General features: G+C 34.7%; 16 protein-coding genes and 5 pseudogenes. 8 read left to right on the top strand and 13 right to left on the bottom strand.

Going from position 1 to position 16,241, the window contains the following annotated elements:
• Nucleotides 1-277: 277 nt before the first annotated feature.
• From CQ058_RS28830 to CQ058_RS28800, 7 genes are all read right to left on the bottom strand, one after another.
• Complete coding sequence (locus tag CQ058_RS28830) at nt 278-700, bottom strand: HNH endonuclease (RefSeq protein ID WP_002187261.1); 423 nt, start codon at nt 698-700, stop codon at nt 278-280.
• The gene (locus CQ058_RS28825) at nt 700-1,275 is read right to left on the bottom strand and encodes a recombinase family protein (RefSeq protein ID WP_002191419.1); all 576 of its coding nucleotides are present in this window, start codon (nt 1,273-1,275) and stop codon (nt 700-702) included. Before CQ058_RS28825 ends, CQ058_RS28830 begins: the two co-directional genes overlap by 1 nt.
• Before the next feature lie 298 nt (nt 1,276-1,573).
• Nucleotides 1,574-1,765, bottom strand: coding sequence for a hypothetical protein (locus CQ058_RS32120; protein ID WP_078177533.1), 192 nt, complete (start codon nt 1,763-1,765; stop codon nt 1,574-1,576).
• A 220-nt stretch (nt 1,766-1,985) separates the two neighbouring features.
• The gene (locus tag CQ058_RS28815; RefSeq protein WP_002187352.1) at nt 1,986-2,261 is read right to left on the bottom strand and encodes a hypothetical protein; all 276 of its coding nucleotides are present in this window, start codon (nt 2,259-2,261) and stop codon (nt 1,986-1,988) included.
• Between the two features lie 351 nt (nt 2,262-2,612).
• Entirely contained in the window at nt 2,613-2,810 is a 198-nt protein-coding gene (locus CQ058_RS28810) for a hypothetical protein (RefSeq protein WP_002069589.1), read from the bottom strand.
• 761 nt (nt 2,811-3,571) lie between these two features.
• Nucleotides 3,572-3,943, bottom strand: a complete 372-nt coding sequence (locus CQ058_RS28805) for an ArpU family phage packaging/lysis transcriptional regulator (protein ID WP_002187353.1) — start codon at nt 3,941-3,943, stop codon at nt 3,572-3,574.
• Between the two features lie 138 nt (nt 3,944-4,081).
• Nucleotides 4,082-4,711, bottom strand: a complete 630-nt coding sequence (locus tag CQ058_RS28800; protein WP_033733327.1) for a Holliday junction resolvase RecU — start codon at nt 4,709-4,711, stop codon at nt 4,082-4,084.
• A gap of 986 nt (nt 4,712-5,697) precedes the next feature.
• Between CQ058_RS28800 and CQ058_RS28795 the strand changes: the two genes are divergently transcribed.
• A complete protein-coding gene (locus CQ058_RS28795; RefSeq protein ID WP_002187356.1) occupies nt 5,698-5,913 on the top strand; it encodes a spore germination protein in 216 nt (71 codons plus the stop codon).
• A 401-nt stretch (nt 5,914-6,314) separates the two neighbouring features.
• Nucleotides 6,315-6,782 (top strand): hypothetical protein, encoded by a 468-nt coding sequence (locus tag CQ058_RS28790; RefSeq protein WP_002187357.1) that lies wholly within the window; start codon nt 6,315-6,317, stop codon nt 6,780-6,782.
• A gap of 540 nt (nt 6,783-7,322) precedes the next feature.
• On the opposite strand, the gene CQ058_RS28785 is transcribed toward CQ058_RS28790, so the two are convergent.
• The 5 genes and pseudogenes from CQ058_RS28785 to CQ058_RS32000 form a co-directional block, all read right to left on the bottom strand.
• Nucleotides 7,323-7,550, bottom strand: coding sequence for a hypothetical protein (locus CQ058_RS28785; RefSeq protein WP_002187359.1), 228 nt, complete (start codon nt 7,548-7,550; stop codon nt 7,323-7,325).
• Nucleotides 7,551-7,589: 39 nt separating this feature from the next.
• A complete protein-coding gene (locus CQ058_RS28780; protein ID WP_258169575.1) occupies nt 7,590-7,913 on the bottom strand; it encodes a Sak single strand annealing protein in 324 nt (107 codons plus the stop codon).
• A gap of 32 nt (nt 7,914-7,945) precedes the next feature.
• Nucleotides 7,946-8,428 (bottom strand): annotated as a pseudogene (locus CQ058_RS32520) (siphovirus Gp157 family protein).
• 73 nt (nt 8,429-8,501) lie between these two features.
• Nucleotides 8,502-8,588, bottom strand: coding sequence for a hypothetical protein (locus CQ058_RS32965; RefSeq protein WP_372421388.1), 87 nt, complete (start codon nt 8,586-8,588; stop codon nt 8,502-8,504).
• Nucleotides 8,589-8,920: 332 nt separating this feature from the next.
• Nucleotides 8,921-9,108: pseudogene (locus tag CQ058_RS32000) on the bottom strand (hypothetical protein).
• 220 nt (nt 9,109-9,328) lie between these two features.
• Here CQ058_RS32000 and CQ058_RS32515 point away from each other — a divergent pair.
• A pseudogene (locus CQ058_RS32515) lies at nt 9,329-9,397 on the top strand (helix-turn-helix domain-containing protein); the annotation flags it as partial.
• A gap of 657 nt (nt 9,398-10,054) precedes the next feature.
• On the opposite strand, the gene CQ058_RS28760 reads toward CQ058_RS32515, so the two are convergent.
• Nucleotides 10,055-11,869 carry an acyltransferase family protein gene (locus CQ058_RS28760; protein ID WP_002187362.1) on the bottom strand — a complete coding sequence of 605 codons (1,815 nt, stop codon included), beginning with the start codon at nt 11,867-11,869 and terminating at the stop codon, nt 10,055-10,057.
• 297 nt (nt 11,870-12,166) lie between these two features.
• Here CQ058_RS28760 and CQ058_RS32960 point away from each other — a divergent pair, with 297 nt between their 5' ends.
• The 5 genes and pseudogenes from CQ058_RS32960 (at nt 12,167) to CQ058_RS28730 (ending at nt 15,871) form a co-directional block, all read left to right on the top strand.
• Nucleotides 12,167-12,310, top strand: a complete 144-nt coding sequence (locus tag CQ058_RS32960; protein ID WP_002187363.1) for a hypothetical protein — start codon at nt 12,167-12,169, stop codon at nt 12,308-12,310.
• 19 nt (nt 12,311-12,329) lie between these two features.
• A pseudogene (locus tag CQ058_RS28750) lies at nt 12,330-13,034 on the top strand (IS6 family transposase).
• Between the two features lie 396 nt (nt 13,035-13,430).
• The gene (gene exsF / locus CQ058_RS28740) at nt 13,431-13,934 is read left to right on the top strand and encodes an exosporium protein ExsF (protein ID WP_002187365.1); all 504 of its coding nucleotides are present in this window, start codon (nt 13,431-13,433) and stop codon (nt 13,932-13,934) included.
• Between the two features lie 299 nt (nt 13,935-14,233).
• Nucleotides 14,234-15,022, top strand: a pseudogene (locus CQ058_RS28735) (sulfotransferase family 2 domain-containing protein).
• A gap of 123 nt (nt 15,023-15,145) precedes the next feature.
• Nucleotides 15,146-15,871, top strand: a complete 726-nt coding sequence (locus tag CQ058_RS28730; RefSeq protein ID WP_002191571.1) for a hypothetical protein — start codon at nt 15,146-15,148, stop codon at nt 15,869-15,871.
• Nucleotides 15,872-16,241 lie beyond the last annotated feature (370 nt).

Genomic DNA, 16,241 nt, shown 5'->3' with positions numbered 1-16,241 from the left:
AGCTCATTCACTCTCTGATTCGTCGAAACGATTAAATCATTTACAGGTCCATGATTCCATGCAGAGGTTTGAACTGAAGTGAACGGAAGGTCTTTCCCATTAACCACTATTCTTGCCACACTTTGAGTTATGTCCACAACAATCCCCTCCACCATTACAAAAATCATCCTGTTTCTATACTCATATTCTTGATTGAAATTAAATGTTTAAGGCAAACCCCTATTTTTATTTCGACTCAGATACAATTTATTTTATAAAATAAAAAGCAGCGGATTCGCTACTTTAATTCTTCTTTATTCGCTTCTATTTCTTCTTCATTAAATGATTTTTGTACATCTCTTTTTAAATCCAATCCCTTATAAACAAGTTCCTTAAACTCTTTCATAAATAATGAATCCACTAATGGATCATTCACCACTTCCCATAACCCTATCAGTTCTGTATATTTAGGCGTTCCCATGAAATATTCATGTGATTTTACAGCTTCAAAGTGTCTATGAAATTCCCAATGACATTCTTCACATAGAGGAATAAGGTTATCATAATCATTTGTCCCACCTGTTTTTAACGGGATTTTATGATGCAGATGAACATCTGTTTTTGAAAAGCATTTTTCGCACATTTTAGGTTTCTTAGTCTGCTTCCAGTATTGCTTACTTATATTTCGGAATTTCTGCCGAAGCTGTTCATATTCCTCCATCATAATTCCTCCCCTTTTAATTCTTTCGCTTTCGCATAAATAGTAGAACGCGGAACACCTGTCATTTTTGAAATATCATTTACACTCAAACCATTTTCCTTCCTATTTAAAAATAAGTTCATGGCTTGTTTAACTTGCTTTTCATCCTGCCCTTTACGTCCCATATGTTTACCCATCGCTTTAGCCCTTTCTCGACCTTCAGCTGTTCTTTCATTGATTAAATCTCTTTCAAACTCAGCAATAGCCCCTAACATAGTAAACATCAATTTACCTGCAGGTGTTGAAAAATCAATTTGTTCTTTAAGAAACACCACCGCTATTCCTCGATCAGCTAATTGATTTACAATCTTATGCAAATCAAATATTGATCTGGCCAAACGATCTATTTTACAAACAACAAATTTATCTCCTTCTCTCATATACTCTAGTGCCTTTTGCAATTCTTCCCGATCACTATTAGCTCCACTGTACTTTTCAGAATATATTTTGTCACATCTATATTCTGTTAACCTTTCAATTTGTGCATCTAAGTTTTGATCTTTTGTACTTACCCTTGCATAACCAACGATAGCCATCCAAATCACCTCAAAATAGTCTAAAAGTCTTAAGAATTATATACTTTTATTTTAGACTATCTTTTAGACATTAACAACTATCTGTTTACAAAGTTTTTACCCTATAAATTTTAATTGTACAAAAGGGTCAACTTTTAGACATATAAACAAGACATTTATTTTCGTTAGTTATGGTTTGTTTTGTTGGACCTTTAATCGAATTGCAACTACATTCTTCGTATTTAATAAGTATTAATTTAGAAAACCCATAAACAAAAAAAGAGTGCTGCGAAGAAGCACACTCATTCAAAGGACTTTACTAATCTCGACGATTATCACGCTCACAGTCATGATGATGGTTACGTCTGCGACGGCATTCATCACAATCGCAGTCACGGTCGCGTCTACAACGACGGTCATCACAATCTCTATGTCTGCGTCTGCAGAACATTAAATCATCCCAAAATCTATTACAATCTCTGCAATGTCTGAAATTACAATTACATCCCATAAATATGATTACCTCCTCTTAACAATAGAATTCCTCATATTCTATGATTAAAAGTTAAAAACAGCTTGTTTATTAGTCTACTTTCTGCATTTTAAAGTAATAATATTATTATCTAATCTTCAAATTGCAAGTCTATTTCACCCCTTATCATCCCTTAACAACAAACAAGACGCCACCAGGATAACGGCAGCGCCTACGATAATTGCTATTGGTTTAATCACTACTTCACCAACAATCCTAATTCACGTAGGATTTCTGAGAACGAATAACCATACGCAAAACCTACAATACAAATTCCTGGAGTGCATCTATGTTCTAAATCTTCATTGTATGTTTTCTTATAATACGCTAGTTTAGAATCAATGTTATGTTTGTCGTTAATAATTACTTCATCGCTAGGAAATCCATCCATTTCAATTTGAACAGCTACATACTCTGCTCCTTCATTTACAGCTTCATTAAAACACTTTTCTAATTCCTCTAATGTTACACCCATCATTAACCTCCTATTTAAATGTCCATTTTGCTCAATAAAAAAGAGCATCCACGTCAGTAGATGCTAAAATATGAGAAGAGGATTTCCCCAATGAGCATTGAATAGGATATAAGCGGTTAGCTTGTCCTACACTATACTATATGATTTCCATATTAAAATGGTTCATCAAAAAGACACCTTATACAGGTGCCCTTTCATGAACATAGAGGTAACACTAAAACGCAGCAATAAATTTGATATCGTGGTGTCAATATCATTCTATGCTCGATATTCCCTAATATGCTTAATGGTTAATGTGTAATTTCTATATAACAAAGAAAAAAGCACCCGTTTTGGATGCTTTTTTTGTATTTAATCCTTCTTCTCTTTTACCACTAAAGAGAATACATTGTCCAAATTAACCATACGATCTCCAAATCTGAAGAATCTAGCTTCTCTTGCTTGTATAGAATTTTCTATAGCAGCAACTGTTACTGTCTTTTTATACTCAATTTCAAATTCGTGCTGTTTACCATCGACTGCTTCTATGCTTATTATAAATTTTTTCATTTACTTATTCCCCACCTCTCCCAATCTATCTATTCGACAGAAAAGAAGAATATCCTACAAAACAAAAAGCCATCACCGAAGTGACAGCTCCTGAAGGGGAAGAGAGAGAACAAATGGCAATAAGTATCTCTTCAAGCCTCTGGTATTCTAGATACTCTCAGTCTTCTCGTTTATACTCCGTAGAGTCGGCTACTTAATGTCATTTTCGCCAATGTCGAATTATAAAAGATTTATATCCAGACGCATATGTTTCTTCCTACGCCTTGTTTGAACCAACACATAAAACTGAGGGAAATGTTCAGCTGTATTGGCTCAAACAAAGAGCGGAAGCTCTCTGCTCGTTTAATCGTTTAAGAAGAACAGCCTGACTTATATCGGTGATTGTCGGTAGCAATTACTAATATAATTTAGACTTTCCTTCTTTTATGACATGCAGTTCATTCAATCAAACCATCATATCCAATTGGTGCCGATCTAGTTTTAACATAGAAATCAAGAAATCCACATGACAGGCGTGATTTTACTACCTATGAGTCCACAAACGAAAGGCGGTACGCTTATACACTCAATGAGAAGTAAAATATAAATAATTTCGGGAAGCTCTTATTCCCTCTAGCCTCCGCGTCACCGAGTAACGTTATTATAATGGGAACGCTATCCCCAAAACGTATTCTCTTTTCAAAGAACTGTTTATGGAAATAGCTTATAATTTTCACGTTTTTATTTAGTCCCCCAAAAAGTTCGCATTTTGTTCGCGGTTTTCAGATGATTCCTAGCGCTGTAGCAATCAACTTAACCGCACTCTGCTTCTTCTCATAGAAGTATGTCTTCTTGAGTAATAGATCGTGATAAACATCTGAATCCTTTACTCTCTCATTTGTCAGGAACTTTCGCTCTACAATATTACGCTCATCTTCATCTAATAAATTGTTAAGTGCCTTTTCAACCTGCTGCACCTTCCATTTACTCGTGTTCCTTGAATCACGTAGTTCCGGAAACAAGCTGATTCCTTCTTGCTCCACTTCATTACTAAATCGCATCTTGAGTGCCCTGTATTCCTTTAAAATGCTCACTACTTCCTTCTGTACTTTCTTATCATCGATATCTGGTAACAAAGATAATTGTCTCTCCAAGTTGGAATCCCTCCTATTTCAAATTTTGGTTTTTATATTAACATCAGGTACGTGAAATTTTAATATCTCATTGTTGAATAAGGGAAACATGCATAGCGAGTAGTCCCCACCATCCACTCTACATGGTTCCGTTATCCATTAAGCCTTTAATAATTTTCGTTTCTTGTTGACCATCTTCTCTTTTGTTGCTTCAATGTTATTCGTTACCTTTTTATGGTCCTGATCAAATTGAATCATGCCATCTATTACCGGTGTAAATCCTTGCTCATCGACGTATTGCAAGTAATCAACTGGCGCTCGTTCCGTCTGATCTACTAAGTACCCATAAATATCAAAGTCTGCTCTTGGTATCGACTTCTTACCTTTTGGTTGATGAGACATCCTTACATAAGATTGAATGACTGATAATGGTACCACGAATACTGACTTGTCTTTGCTAAACTCAATAAGGAAGAAACAAATCGCTCCCATCTTCTCTACCTTCTCTAGATAATCCAATTGGTGCTGCGCAATGTTCTTTAAATCAAATCGTGTAGCATTCTCTGTAGACTTCGCTTCAAACGCAATAGCTCGTCCCTTATACACGCCATCATAGTCTACTGTACTGTTAGCTTCATAGAATCCATTTAATACACGACCTCCTTTACTTTTTAACACCTTCACAGGAGTTGGACGCTTGTTTATAAACGCCACTCCCCCTCTTTGATACATTTCGTTCGATAGATTAATAACCTTCTCAAATGCCATTCCTCTGTTTCCTAGTCCAATAGTTATTCCTCGCTTTCTACTTGTAAATTTCTATTTCAATTGAATATGCAATATTTCATATTTTATTATTTTAATATCCTTTTATTAACTATCATTTTCTAGTTAATCATTAATATACATTGATAAATCAACGTTTGTAATTTAATTCCTTATATTAAACCCGGAGAAAATACTTTTTTAACACTATATTCAAATAACTGCATTGGAATTTCTTGTTCTACACATCTATACGTGTTTTATGTATTATATAGCAGAAGAGTAAGGTAAGAGTTACTCTTTGCCATTTTAGGAAAGGTTCTGTTGGAGACAACAGGGCCTTTTTTGTTCGAATTTCAATAAAACAATTCTTAAATTCCGTCTCATTGGAAATAACTATATAATGAAACTGATTAAATATTAGGAGTGCTGTTAATGTCTGATATAATCCGTCTCTTAATTATCATGCTGATTGCAATCTTTTTATTTTCCTCTATAATAATGGAGTTTAAAAAACCTCAAAAAAGCGTGTTTTGGTTCTCAATTGAAGTCTTGTCTCTCCTCGGTGTTTTACTGCTAATAAAAGAATTTTTCATCAATCATATAACATAACCTCCCGAATAAAACTCAATATTCCGTCAATACTATAGATGACATTAGATTTTTCTCCTTGTTCCCCCTTGGAGAAGAGCAGTTAGTTTTTGCTAACTGCTCTTTTATTTATGACAAAGATAAGATTCTTTAGAATGATTCTTCTTTATTTCTCAATATAAGGAGCCTTGGATTTTTATTAACACTCCTGTAGTATATAAACAAAGAGTAAGGTAAGAGTTACTCTTTTCCATTTTAGGAAAGGTTCTGTTGGAGACAACAGGACCTTTTTTCGTAAAAGGATTATTTTGTTATGTTTTCTAACAAACTTCATTTCAAAATTTTCAGATCCAGATGAACCTCTAGACGCATACACCATATAAAAATTTAAATACTTCTTAATAAAGCAGGTGAAAACTATGCCATCTGTTGTTGGAAATCTGGTTGTACAAAATAGTAATGGTTCTTTCAACTTAGGCGATTTTTACAACGTTTCTCCAAAGGAAAATACGAAGGCTTATAATGGTTCAGGATCATCCAATGTTGCTTTAGTTGCCAATACCTTTAGCGGTGTTAGTGCAACAAACACATACGATTCTGATGTTGCAGGCCAAAACCAAGTTGGGATAGTCTAGAATTGTTCATTTTCCTCTTCCTCCCCTGAATAAAACTCAATATTCCGTCAATAATATGGATAGGCGATAGCCAGAACTCATTTAATGAAGTCCCTAACCTTTCTCCTTTCCCCCTTGGAGAACCAGCCGAGCAGTTAGCTTTTGCTAGCTGCTTTTTTACAAATACTAATTAATTTATCCAAGCACATTTTGAAAAATCCCGTATGATTTGGTGTATCCTTTCTTTTAAGTGAATGAACTCGTAACGAGAGCACTTTATTAAGTGCTCTTTTCGTGTTTCAAATACATACAAAATGAATTTTTTGTTTAAAACCATCCTTATTTTTAGCTATAGTCTTACTAACACTTTTGTGTTAAAATCCTCTAGAATATTGATCTTTATATTATTTTTTGGAGGATTTATGAATAATCAAAACAACAATGGAACAAACAACATCAGTAGACTATTGGCAATTTTTCTAATAGTATCACCACTATTAATACCTATTGTGCTCCCTACAGCTATAATTGTAGGAATAAAACAATGGATGCCTGATGACGTTGAATATCCAAGTATAATATCACTATTGACATTATGTATTGGATTTTTCATAGTAGGAATCATCTTCTCTTTAGTATTACGAGTATTCAAATTATCTGAGGAAAAGCTAAAAGAATTAGGTTTCTTAGGGTTTACAATTTCAATTGTTAGTACCTTCCTGACGATGTATGTCGGATATTTTTGGCTAGCTAATCTTAATTTTACAACTGTGAAATTAACACCTCATGCTGTATTGATTTTTGCTATTTTATCTACGGTTCTTCTAGAGGCTATCTTTAAATTAATCGATAAATTTGATACCTCCGATGAAAGAGAATCAATAAATTAAAATTCAGCACCCCTTATCCAAGAGCACATACTCAAATGTGCTCTCTTTTATTTACTTATTAAACTAGCGTTTTTGTTCTAAATGATACCCTCATTCATTAGGACACATTTACCAGTATTTTCACCAAAAAATTCATGATATCGTTAATTAGTCGAGTACGTCATTACTTGACGATTACCCTTAGGAGCCCCGCAGACAATCGGGGTTTCTTTTATTTAAATAAGGATTTTGTTAAAATCTTACATACATTTAGCTTTTGATATATAATGGAAATATCTATATATTAGGAGTGTTAAAAATGTCAGAAACCATAATAATCTGCCTATATATTGTTTTCGGTATAAGTGCAGTATTGGGCTTAATTAAAGAATTAAAAAAGCCAAAGAAAAACCAATTTTTGATTTTATTTGAATCTCTAATTTTGATAGGAGCTATATTTCTAGTAGCTAGTATCTTCATCTAAATTACATAACGAGAACAGCGGAGCAGCTAGCGAAGGCTAACTGCTTTTTTATTAAATAACGCTTTTATACAGTTTTGTTACCGCATGTCATCACGTTGTTCTATATAGTTCAGTAATTCTTTTGAGCTTCGTTCGATTTCTTTCGTCAAATTCGAAATGCCATTCTCTGCTTTTTCTTCTTCAATATGTCCTTCCTGTGACAAGTGAAACAGCATTTCTATCTTAGCGACCATTTCTGCCGTATACCTTGCGTAGTCTCTTACATGATTAATTCGATATTGGTTTAATCCATGTTTGTATTTCATCTCTCATTCCTCTTTTCTTAACAAAATTTAAATTCGGTCTTACTTCACTCCTATAGATCCGAATCCGTTTTCTCCTCTTTGGCCGTCCACTTCAACAAAACTCGCTGTTTTCACTGGCGCTATGACACCTTGGGCGATACGTGTACCTCTTTCGGTTTGTCCTTTAATAGTCACGCTCACTTTAACAAAATAACCAGTTGGTGTTTGTAAATATGGAACCTTTATCCCTTCCACATTTGGTAATGGAAATTCATGAATTTCGGCAGAGACATTGGGATCTATCTTCTTAACTTCAGCCCACGCACATGCCCAAGTGAGATATGATAAGTTAGCCTTTTTCTCTAATTTGTCATTCACATTTATGTCGTATAATTGTTAGAAAAGTGTTTTATCACTCATCCTATTCTCACGCCTTCACTCTGACGTAATGTAATTCCATCCCACTGCATTTCCTCTTTAACAGCTGCAAGTAATGATTTCTTATCAACCTTTGCTGGTTGTGGAACCATGTATTCCGGTGGAACTACAGCATCTAGTGCGATATCTAAGCTTGCTGGGTTCTTCTGAATACCAACTGTTACGATTGTTCCTTTGATACGCTTTACTTCTAATAAAGTCATTTTCTGATAGAGGTAATCTTTTAAGCTCTTACAATTGTTTTCTACCGCTCTCCTACGTTCTGCTAATCGCTTTTCTTCTCACTTGATAGCTTCTGTGTCTGCTTCAAGGTTGCGAATCAGTAGAGCAAGGTTTTGCGCTTTATCTTGAATACTTTCTTCAATAGCTTGTAATCTACCTTCTAATGCTGATGGACCTACACCATCCTCAATCATCATTTTTACTTCGTTATAGTTATTTGTTAAGTCGTAAAGTCTCATAGTTTATTTCCCACCTAGAATGGCATTCTTCCATACGCTTGACCTGTTAAAACTGTAATTACATAATCAATATCTAACTTTTTAAGCTTGTCCTGTTCTCAGACATCTTTTTTAATTCTTCAACCGCATGAGCCACTTGTTTAGGTAAAAAGTCTGTCATATTCTAACTCCTCCTTGTTCTTAGGAGAAAACATTTGATATAATGTAATTAGCGTAATTACATGTATTTTCTCCAAACCGTCCTAGGGGTAGGGCGGTTTTTTATTTTGTTTTGATGTTTCGCACATCGGAATATCCAGGAACCCATTTGCTAGGTGGGGGGTACCATTAGATTCCTGAATATATCAACAAGCGAAGACTTGTCCTATTGTTCATAATTCCGTAACACATTTACATGAGTTCCTGTGTTACACTAAGCTCATTCGAAGAAGTCATTCGTTATTTATTGAATCAACAATTCTTAATATCCCTTCCCCTGCCCTAGCTCCCCTGCTAGGGTTTTGTGTTTTCTCTCGACTCTTTTGGGATTTCTAAAAGAGCATAGAACGTATTTCTTTTAATCGTTTCCAACAATCGAAAGCTTCATGAGGCGTATAGCCTTTTTCTTCAACTAATCTCGCTAGCCCAGTGATTATTAACTTTTGACCGAAACTACCCAAATTCAATTCATCTTTATTCATTTTCCATTCTCCTTTGTTCATAATTTCGTAACATCTATATATAAAGTTTGTATGAATTATGTGTTACACTTTGTACATTCCAAGAAGTTCTTATAGAATCGACAACTCGATGATCTTAGTACTGCCCTGCATCCTCTGCAGGGCTTCCCTCATTTATCTAGAGTTATATAATGGTACTTCACGATGACTTTCACGCTTTTATGTAACCCAGAAGATGAGAGAGAAAAAGAAAGCTTGGGAACAGTTAGAGATGTATGTTACTTATATGCAAAATAAAAAGAATGGCTAATCAAAGAAGACTACTTAACGTGACAGTCTTCTTTTTTATGTATTTGATTTTCCTTATAATATTCATCTAGATATATTTTAAAAATATCTTCTGCTTTAATCGGAACCCCATGTTTCAAACCCCATTTCACCGCTTCCCTAACTCATTACTCTTTCGTCATCATAAATTCCCCCTGCATCCTCTTTGTAGTTTGTGATTTTTCCGAATATATCAATTTTTACTTAAATTAAGAAAAAAGAATTTCCCCAGAAAGCACGAAAACGAACGTACATTCTTGTCATCCGTGCTGTATTATTTAAATATTTTCTTATTCCTACACTATTATTCAGTAGTTTACATTCAAATCCTCATAAATATTGACTTCAACCAAATTACCCTAATATCCTCAAAATTTTAAACAAAAGTATACATTCAAAACAATATAAATAAAGAAATCGAAAGACTCAAATCAAAAAAGATATTTCTACTTTAGGTATGATTACTTTATTTCCAAAAACTAAGGATTTGAAATCTTTTTATAAAAAATAAAAAAGGTAAAGGGACCAATATGTCCCTTCACCTTTTCCTATACATGCATTGCTAATTTAAATTCAAGCCATTTGCCTTGAGTCAAGTTTATGTTTGTAAATCTTTGCACCAGAGTCGTTTCCGTACCCCCTATTGATTCACTTCTTTTGCTACAAGAGCAGCATAAGCTTCTGCACCTATTTTCGTTAAATGTACGCCATCTGGTTCAAAGTACGCCTTATTTCCAGCACTTGCTGAATACCAATCAACTAACACCACATTTTTGTAAGATGATGCTGCTTCTTTTAGCTTCTCATTCACCAACGATTCCCACGGACGTGGTACCCTCGTATTGATTAATATAATTTTACGTTCATTCCCGATTACTTCTATCAATGATGCTAATTGCTCCTTGGTAAAGGCTCCATTTGTACCTAATCCAATAATGACATTACTTCCTAAATTCCCCTCATTCTTTAGCTGTTCCACAGCAAGGATTGCCTGTGACATTTGCCGTCCTATTTTCGCATCAATCCTAATATTAGGAAAAGCATTTTTTAAATACGGAGTAATATCAATCATGATTGAGTCCCCTACAGCTGTAACTGTTAGAGGATCTTTAGGCTGTGCGGGATTCTCTTCTTTTTGTTCTTCTTTATTCTGAGGTGGTTCATCGGCTGGTTTTTCCCAAACTGCAACTGGATGTTTAGCCTGTTCTTCTTGCACTGCTTCCACCTTATCTTTTTGAGTATTCTCCTTTTCTTTACTAGCTGTTGTTAATCCAAAAGTAGCTATCGAAGAAATGAATACTGCACATATTAAAACTAACTTACAACTTAAAGTTAAGTTTCTTATTTTCAAGTTCTTAATCCGAATATTCTTCAATGCGCCTTTTCGGATTGGATTTTCAATAAACTTCCACGAAATTTGTGCAACAATTATAATAAGAAGAAATTGAAGAATGGCTCTTGTAAACGAAAACTCCCCAGTATTTACCTTCGGAGTCGTCAATGTAATAATCGGATAATGCCAAAGATATATCCCATATGATCGTACCCCCATCCAACGCAGTGGTCTAAATCTCAAAAATTGTGCGATTCTGCTAGCCGGATGAGCGAGGTTAGCGACTAACAAGGCAGTAGCAATTGATAAAAGAACCATTCCCCCACGGTATAGAAACGGCTCATATTGATTCGTCTTCCAAAACATAGTGAGAATGATGATAAGAGCAACTCCCCCAATGATATCAAGAATAAGACGTGCTTGCGGAATAATTTTACTCGCAAGCCTACTGCTTGGCCAAATTAAGGCAAGTGCCGCTCCAATTAGTAAAGAAAAAGCCCGTGTATCAGTACCGTAATAAATTCTACTCGGGTCAGTGCCTGGCTCATATAGGATTGCCATTGCTAAAGCGGAAGCAATCGCTCCTAGACAAATAAATAAGATCATGCGTGATTGTTTTTTTATGTAATAAAACCCCAAACTAATGACAAATGGCCAGACCACATAAAATTGTTCCTCAACAGCTAACGACCAAAAGTGATTTAGCGGGGAAAGCTGACTAAAGCTATCAAAATAAGATAATTTATGATAAATATACCACCAATTACTAAAATATAATAAAGCAGCTAGTGAGTCTCCTCGCATTTTTACAAGTAAAGAACTATGAAAAATTGTAATCCATGCTAAGGTGACGATGAGCATGATAAGCATTCCAGGAAGTAATCTCCTTGCCCTACTGAGCCAGAATTTCTTCAAATCAATTCTCTTATTATTCTTCCATTCTATAGCCAGAATATCTGTAATTAAATAACCGGAAAGTACAAAAAATACAGTGACACCTAAAAATCCACCGGGCATCCAATTAAAATTGATATGATACAAAATAACACCTAGTATGGCTAGGCCCCTTAGACTGTCCAATCCAACCATATAGCGACTATTTTTCTTTAATGGTTCGGGCATTCGCAGTCACCCCCTATATTCATCTAAAAATTCTGCAAATACTTTTACTATAAAAACCTATTAATTTCATTCCCTCTAAAAAGTATGAACTATTTCCAAATATAAAGATTACAAAAATATTACAAAACTCATTAACAAATAAACTTACTTTTTATGATTAGATACACAGCAACTAGAATTTTATCACGTTATTTAGTTTCATAAAATAGTTTTATACATAAACCTTTAGGTTCTGGTGCAAAAAATACTGTCATTGTGTACACTGAAAATATTCATAAATAAAGGACGTGTACGACAATGAAAAAACCAGTGGATTTTAAATGGAAGCATTATGAACCGGAGATTATTCTATTAGCAGTTAGATGGTACCTCCGGTACAGTTTAAGTGGTTCTGGTGCAAAAAATCTCTTAAACTTGGACATACTGATACTATCAATCTAGAAAAGGGATGGTGTTCAGTGTGAATAAGCAAAACTCGTTCAAATGGAAGCACTATCAGCCTGATATTATTTTGCTAACAGTAAGATGGTACCTACGGTACAATCTTAGTTTTCGTGATTTAGTGGAAATGATGGAGGAGCGAGGTCTGTCCATTGCTCACACTACCATCATGCGATGGGTACATCAATATAGCCCTGAGTTAGACAAACGAGTTCGACGCTATTTAAAGAAAACCAATGATTCTTGGAGAGTCGATGAGACATATGTAAAAGTCAAAGGGAAATGGATGTACCTGTATCGTGCTGTGGATTCTGAAGGAAATACCATCGATTTTTATCTGAGCAAGCATAGAAATGCTAAATCAGCCAAGCGCTTCTTGAAGAAAGCCTTGGCTTCCTGTCATTCCGTAACACCTCGAGTGATTACAGTCGATAAGAACTCAGCATATCCTGTTGCTATGAAAGCATTACATTAAGAAAAAAGCATGCCGATAGGTGTGAAGTTGAGGCAAATTCGGTATTTAAATAACATTGTGGAACAGGATCACCGCTTTATCAAGAAACGCATACGTACTACGTTAAGTTTAAAGTCCTTTCGGACTGCCAAATGGATCATTGCTGGGATTGAAGCCATGCATATGATGAAAAAAGGACAAACCTCTAAAGAGAAGTCTGTCCAAAATCAAGTGAACCTCATTCATCAACTATTCGGTATTCTAGCATAAAAGCGGATTCCGTTAAGAATCTCTTTACTTCTTTATATCTTCAAAAAATGTTTGCAACAGAACCCCTAATAATCCAATTCAATCTCATAACTACTTGGTCCAAAATGACTATTTGTTTATTAACGCCATCACGATACTCATCACTGTCAATTCTCAAAAAGCCATTTCGGACCCGTTTTAAATTAGATAGTCTTCGTTCTGAATCGTTTATGAGCTGTTGAATTTCTTCACACTGCCAAAATCACATACGGTGTTATACACTCTTTTACATTAGAAATCTCAGTCCAAAGAACACCTTTCGCACTTTTCACTATAACCTTTCATATATTGTATTATGCTTGTCTATCACGTGAGATCGTTACTCACGTTATCTGGATTACAGAAAGGAGTGAAAAAATGTTCTCATCTAGTCATAGATTTTCTAACTTTAATTGTGAAGCACAAGCAGCTAGTACACTACCTGCCCTTGGTTTTGCCTTTAATGCTACTGCACCTCAATTTGCAACATTATTTACGCCACTACTATTACCTAGTACAAGCCCAAACCCAAATCTTACTGTTCCTGTAATAAATGATACAATTAGTGTTGGAACCGGTATCAGAATTCAAATAGCGGGTATTTATCAAATCAGTTATACATTAACAATAAGCCTTGATAACTCTCCTGTTGCACCAGAAGCAGCACGCTTTTTCTTGACACTAAATTCACCAACTAACATTATTCCAGGTTCAGGAACCGCAGTCCGTTCTAATATTATTGGCACTGGTGAGGTAGATGTGTCCAGCGGTGTCATTCTTATTAACTTAAACCCTGGTGATCTAATTCAAATTGTACCCGTTGAAGTAATTGGTACAGTAGACATTCGCGCTGCAGCGTTAACAGTTGCACAAATTCGTTAATAAAACCACAATGCTACCCAATCAATATTTAACTTTTCTCCTGCTCCCAGAACATATCTATATATCTTTTCTACTAAAATAGTGTTTTGCGGATTTGTCACACACTTAAATCGACCAAGCATATTTTATTGTATGTTGAACATCCGGTCATACAAATCTACGCTTTCATAAGAGCATACTTATATGTATGCTCCTTTTATTTGCTATTCAAATAACGCTTTTATAAAGAATTATTGAGGCATATTCATCGCCTTTTTTCATATATTAAAGTGTCAAAGAAAAACGAATGGAGGATACAAGTGACAAACCAACACATTTACGACTTCATTATGAAATATGCTCGAGGACCTCATTTCCATCAAGATTTCCCCATAATATTATTTTGGAGTCAAAAAAGCGGATGTACTTCACTTGCTCATTGGTTTTTTTATCAAATCAACTTGTTTAAGGAAGCAATAAAGTATAATCCATTCATCCATAATTACGAATATGATATATACAAAAATTCAGCTTACTACTTTACAGGACTAGCTAATGCATTAAATACAAACGAAAAGCAGACATATAAACTTGTAAGAAATCCTTATAAAAGAACAGTAAGTTCATTCCTCTCTCTAATCGCTCCATTACATATTGAACATCCAGAATGGAAGCCAATCCGACGCTTTTTATACCACGATGAAAATTGTAATAAAAAAATCTCCTTTAAACTCTTCCTATATTACTTAAAAGCACATATGACAAATTTAGATGAAGTGAACCCACACTATGTGCAGCAATATATACAAGATGAGGAACGCTATGTGACCGACTATATATATTTAGAAAACTTTTCTGATGAAATTGCTAAAATAGAAGACATTTAGGGGTTAAAAAAATCTCCTTTAGACTTATTAACCAAATCATGGCACCATCAAAGTGGGCGTACTATTTTCGAAGGAGATTATGTGGATGCTGACATTACTGATCCTTTATTTCCACGAATCCCAACATATAATAGTTTTTATGACACTGAAACTATTCAATTAGTTGAAGACATTTTCAATAAAGATTTCACTACATACCAATACCCTCTAACCCTCCTTTAAGAACTAAGCATTTTCTTAAAAGCTCTTTCATATCAAGTAACATTTTTATAAGGAGGTTTTTTTATTAATACTACTTTAATTTCCCATTTCTACAATGAAGAGTATCTACTCCCATGGTGGTTAATGCACCACACAAAACTATTTGATCACGGTATTCTTATTAATCGCGGATCTACTGATCGTTCAGTAGAAATATGTAGATTATTTGCACCTCATTGGGAAATCCGCAATTCAAAAGTCTTAGAGTTTGATGCCTTATTAGTTGATCAAGAAGTTATGGAAATCGAAAAAGAAATTACAGGCTGGAAAATGGTATTGAATACCACTGAATTTCTTTGCTGTTTTGATAAGGAAGCATTTTTTTCATCTCTTGCTACTTTAGGGCAAAACATGTATGCCATTAGGACTATTCTGATGGTGGATGATCCTACTCACGGTTATACCAATCCAAGATACGGAATTCCCCTTGTCAAACAGCGTTATCATGGGATAATACTCCACCCTAATCCACCTGCCCCTTACTACGGTGGTAGATTACTACACAATTATTTGTATGGTAACTATTGGGCAGGGCGGCATTGGTCACCTCATCTATTTATCGTTTACATGTATCCTGCTTTCGTTTTAAAATTCTTTTACAGCCCATGGAATAAAGCTATGAAAAAGCGAAAATTACAAATTGGCCCTACTCTTTCTAAACATAGCATCCAGCATGACTTAGGTACTCATCACCTGGCAACACTAGATAAATTAGAAAAAAATTATATACACTTTACAACCTCAACTACTGATCTTCGGTTAATCCCGGAATATCAAGTTTTATTTCCAGATTCAAGTCTTCCTAACTAGTAATACATCAAAAAACATTTTCAAACTTTTCATACACACAAAAATCCCCTTGCACTTATAAATCATCATATTACTGTAATTATCCAGATAACGATTTTGTTTAAACTTTACAAAATTCACCTACCCTATTAATGAGTTGCATGCTATTTTTACTTATAATTGTAAAATTTCTTGTTCATACCTTTTAGAGAAAACATCTTATGCCATTTGAATCGACCTCCAGCACATGACATTTGTACAGCCGTTTCTATAAAAGGAACGGTCTAATTTTATCTTCGTATTTCCCTTTTCGCTATTTATTAAACTAACGGGCAAGATATGTTAATCAATTCGCGAATACTTCAAATAATCATTAGCAAAGATTCTGCAT

The organism is Bacillus sp. MYb56, assembly GCF_002976445.1.
Taxonomy (GTDB): Bacteria; Bacillota; Bacilli; order Bacillales; family Bacillaceae_G; genus Bacillus_A; species Bacillus_A mycoides.
Note: the sequence above shows the minus strand (reverse complement) of the source record. Positions and strands in the feature narration are given on the sequence as shown.

What these genes read in the sequence shown, in the direction of transcription:
- CQ058_RS28830 (WP_002187261.1), bottom strand. Translation starts at nt 700, where the DNA reads ATGGAGGAATATGAACAGCTTCGGCAGAAATTCCGAAATATAAGTAAG.
- CQ058_RS28825 (WP_002191419.1), bottom strand. Translation starts at nt 1,275, where the DNA reads ATGGCTATCGTTGGTTATGCAAGGGTAAGTACAAAAGATCAAAACTTA.
- CQ058_RS32120 (WP_078177533.1), bottom strand. Translation starts at nt 1,765, where the DNA reads ATGGGATGTAATTGTAATTTCAGACATTGCAGAGATTGTAATAGATTT.
- CQ058_RS28815 (WP_002187352.1), bottom strand. Translation starts at nt 2,261, where the DNA reads ATGGGTGTAACATTAGAGGAATTAGAAAAGTGTTTTAATGAAGCTGTA.
- CQ058_RS28810 (WP_002069589.1), bottom strand. Translation starts at nt 2,810, where the DNA reads ATGAAAAAATTTATAATAAGCATAGAAGCAGTCGATGGTAAACAGCAC.
- CQ058_RS28795 (WP_002187356.1), top strand. Translation starts at nt 5,698, where the DNA reads ATGCCATCTGTTGTTGGAAATCTGGTTGTACAAAATAGTAATGGTTCT.
- CQ058_RS28790 (WP_002187357.1), top strand. Translation starts at nt 6,315, where the DNA reads ATGAATAATCAAAACAACAATGGAACAAACAACATCAGTAGACTATTG.
- CQ058_RS28785 (WP_002187359.1), bottom strand. Translation starts at nt 7,550, where the DNA reads ATGAAATACAAACATGGATTAAACCAATATCGAATTAATCATGTAAGA.
- CQ058_RS32965 (WP_372421388.1), bottom strand. Translation starts at nt 8,588, where the DNA reads ATGACAGACTTTTTACCTAAACAAGTGGCTCATGCGGTTGAAGAATTA.
- CQ058_RS28760 (WP_002187362.1), bottom strand. Translation starts at nt 11,869, where the DNA reads ATGCCCGAACCATTAAAGAAAAATAGTCGCTATATGGTTGGATTGGAC.
- CQ058_RS32960 (WP_002187363.1), top strand. Translation starts at nt 12,167, where the DNA reads ATGAAAAAACCAGTGGATTTTAAATGGAAGCATTATGAACCGGAGATT.
- exsF (WP_002187365.1), top strand. Translation starts at nt 13,431, where the DNA reads ATGTTCTCATCTAGTCATAGATTTTCTAACTTTAATTGTGAAGCACAA.
- CQ058_RS28730 (WP_002191571.1), top strand. Translation starts at nt 15,146, where the DNA reads ATGCACCACACAAAACTATTTGATCACGGTATTCTTATTAATCGCGGA.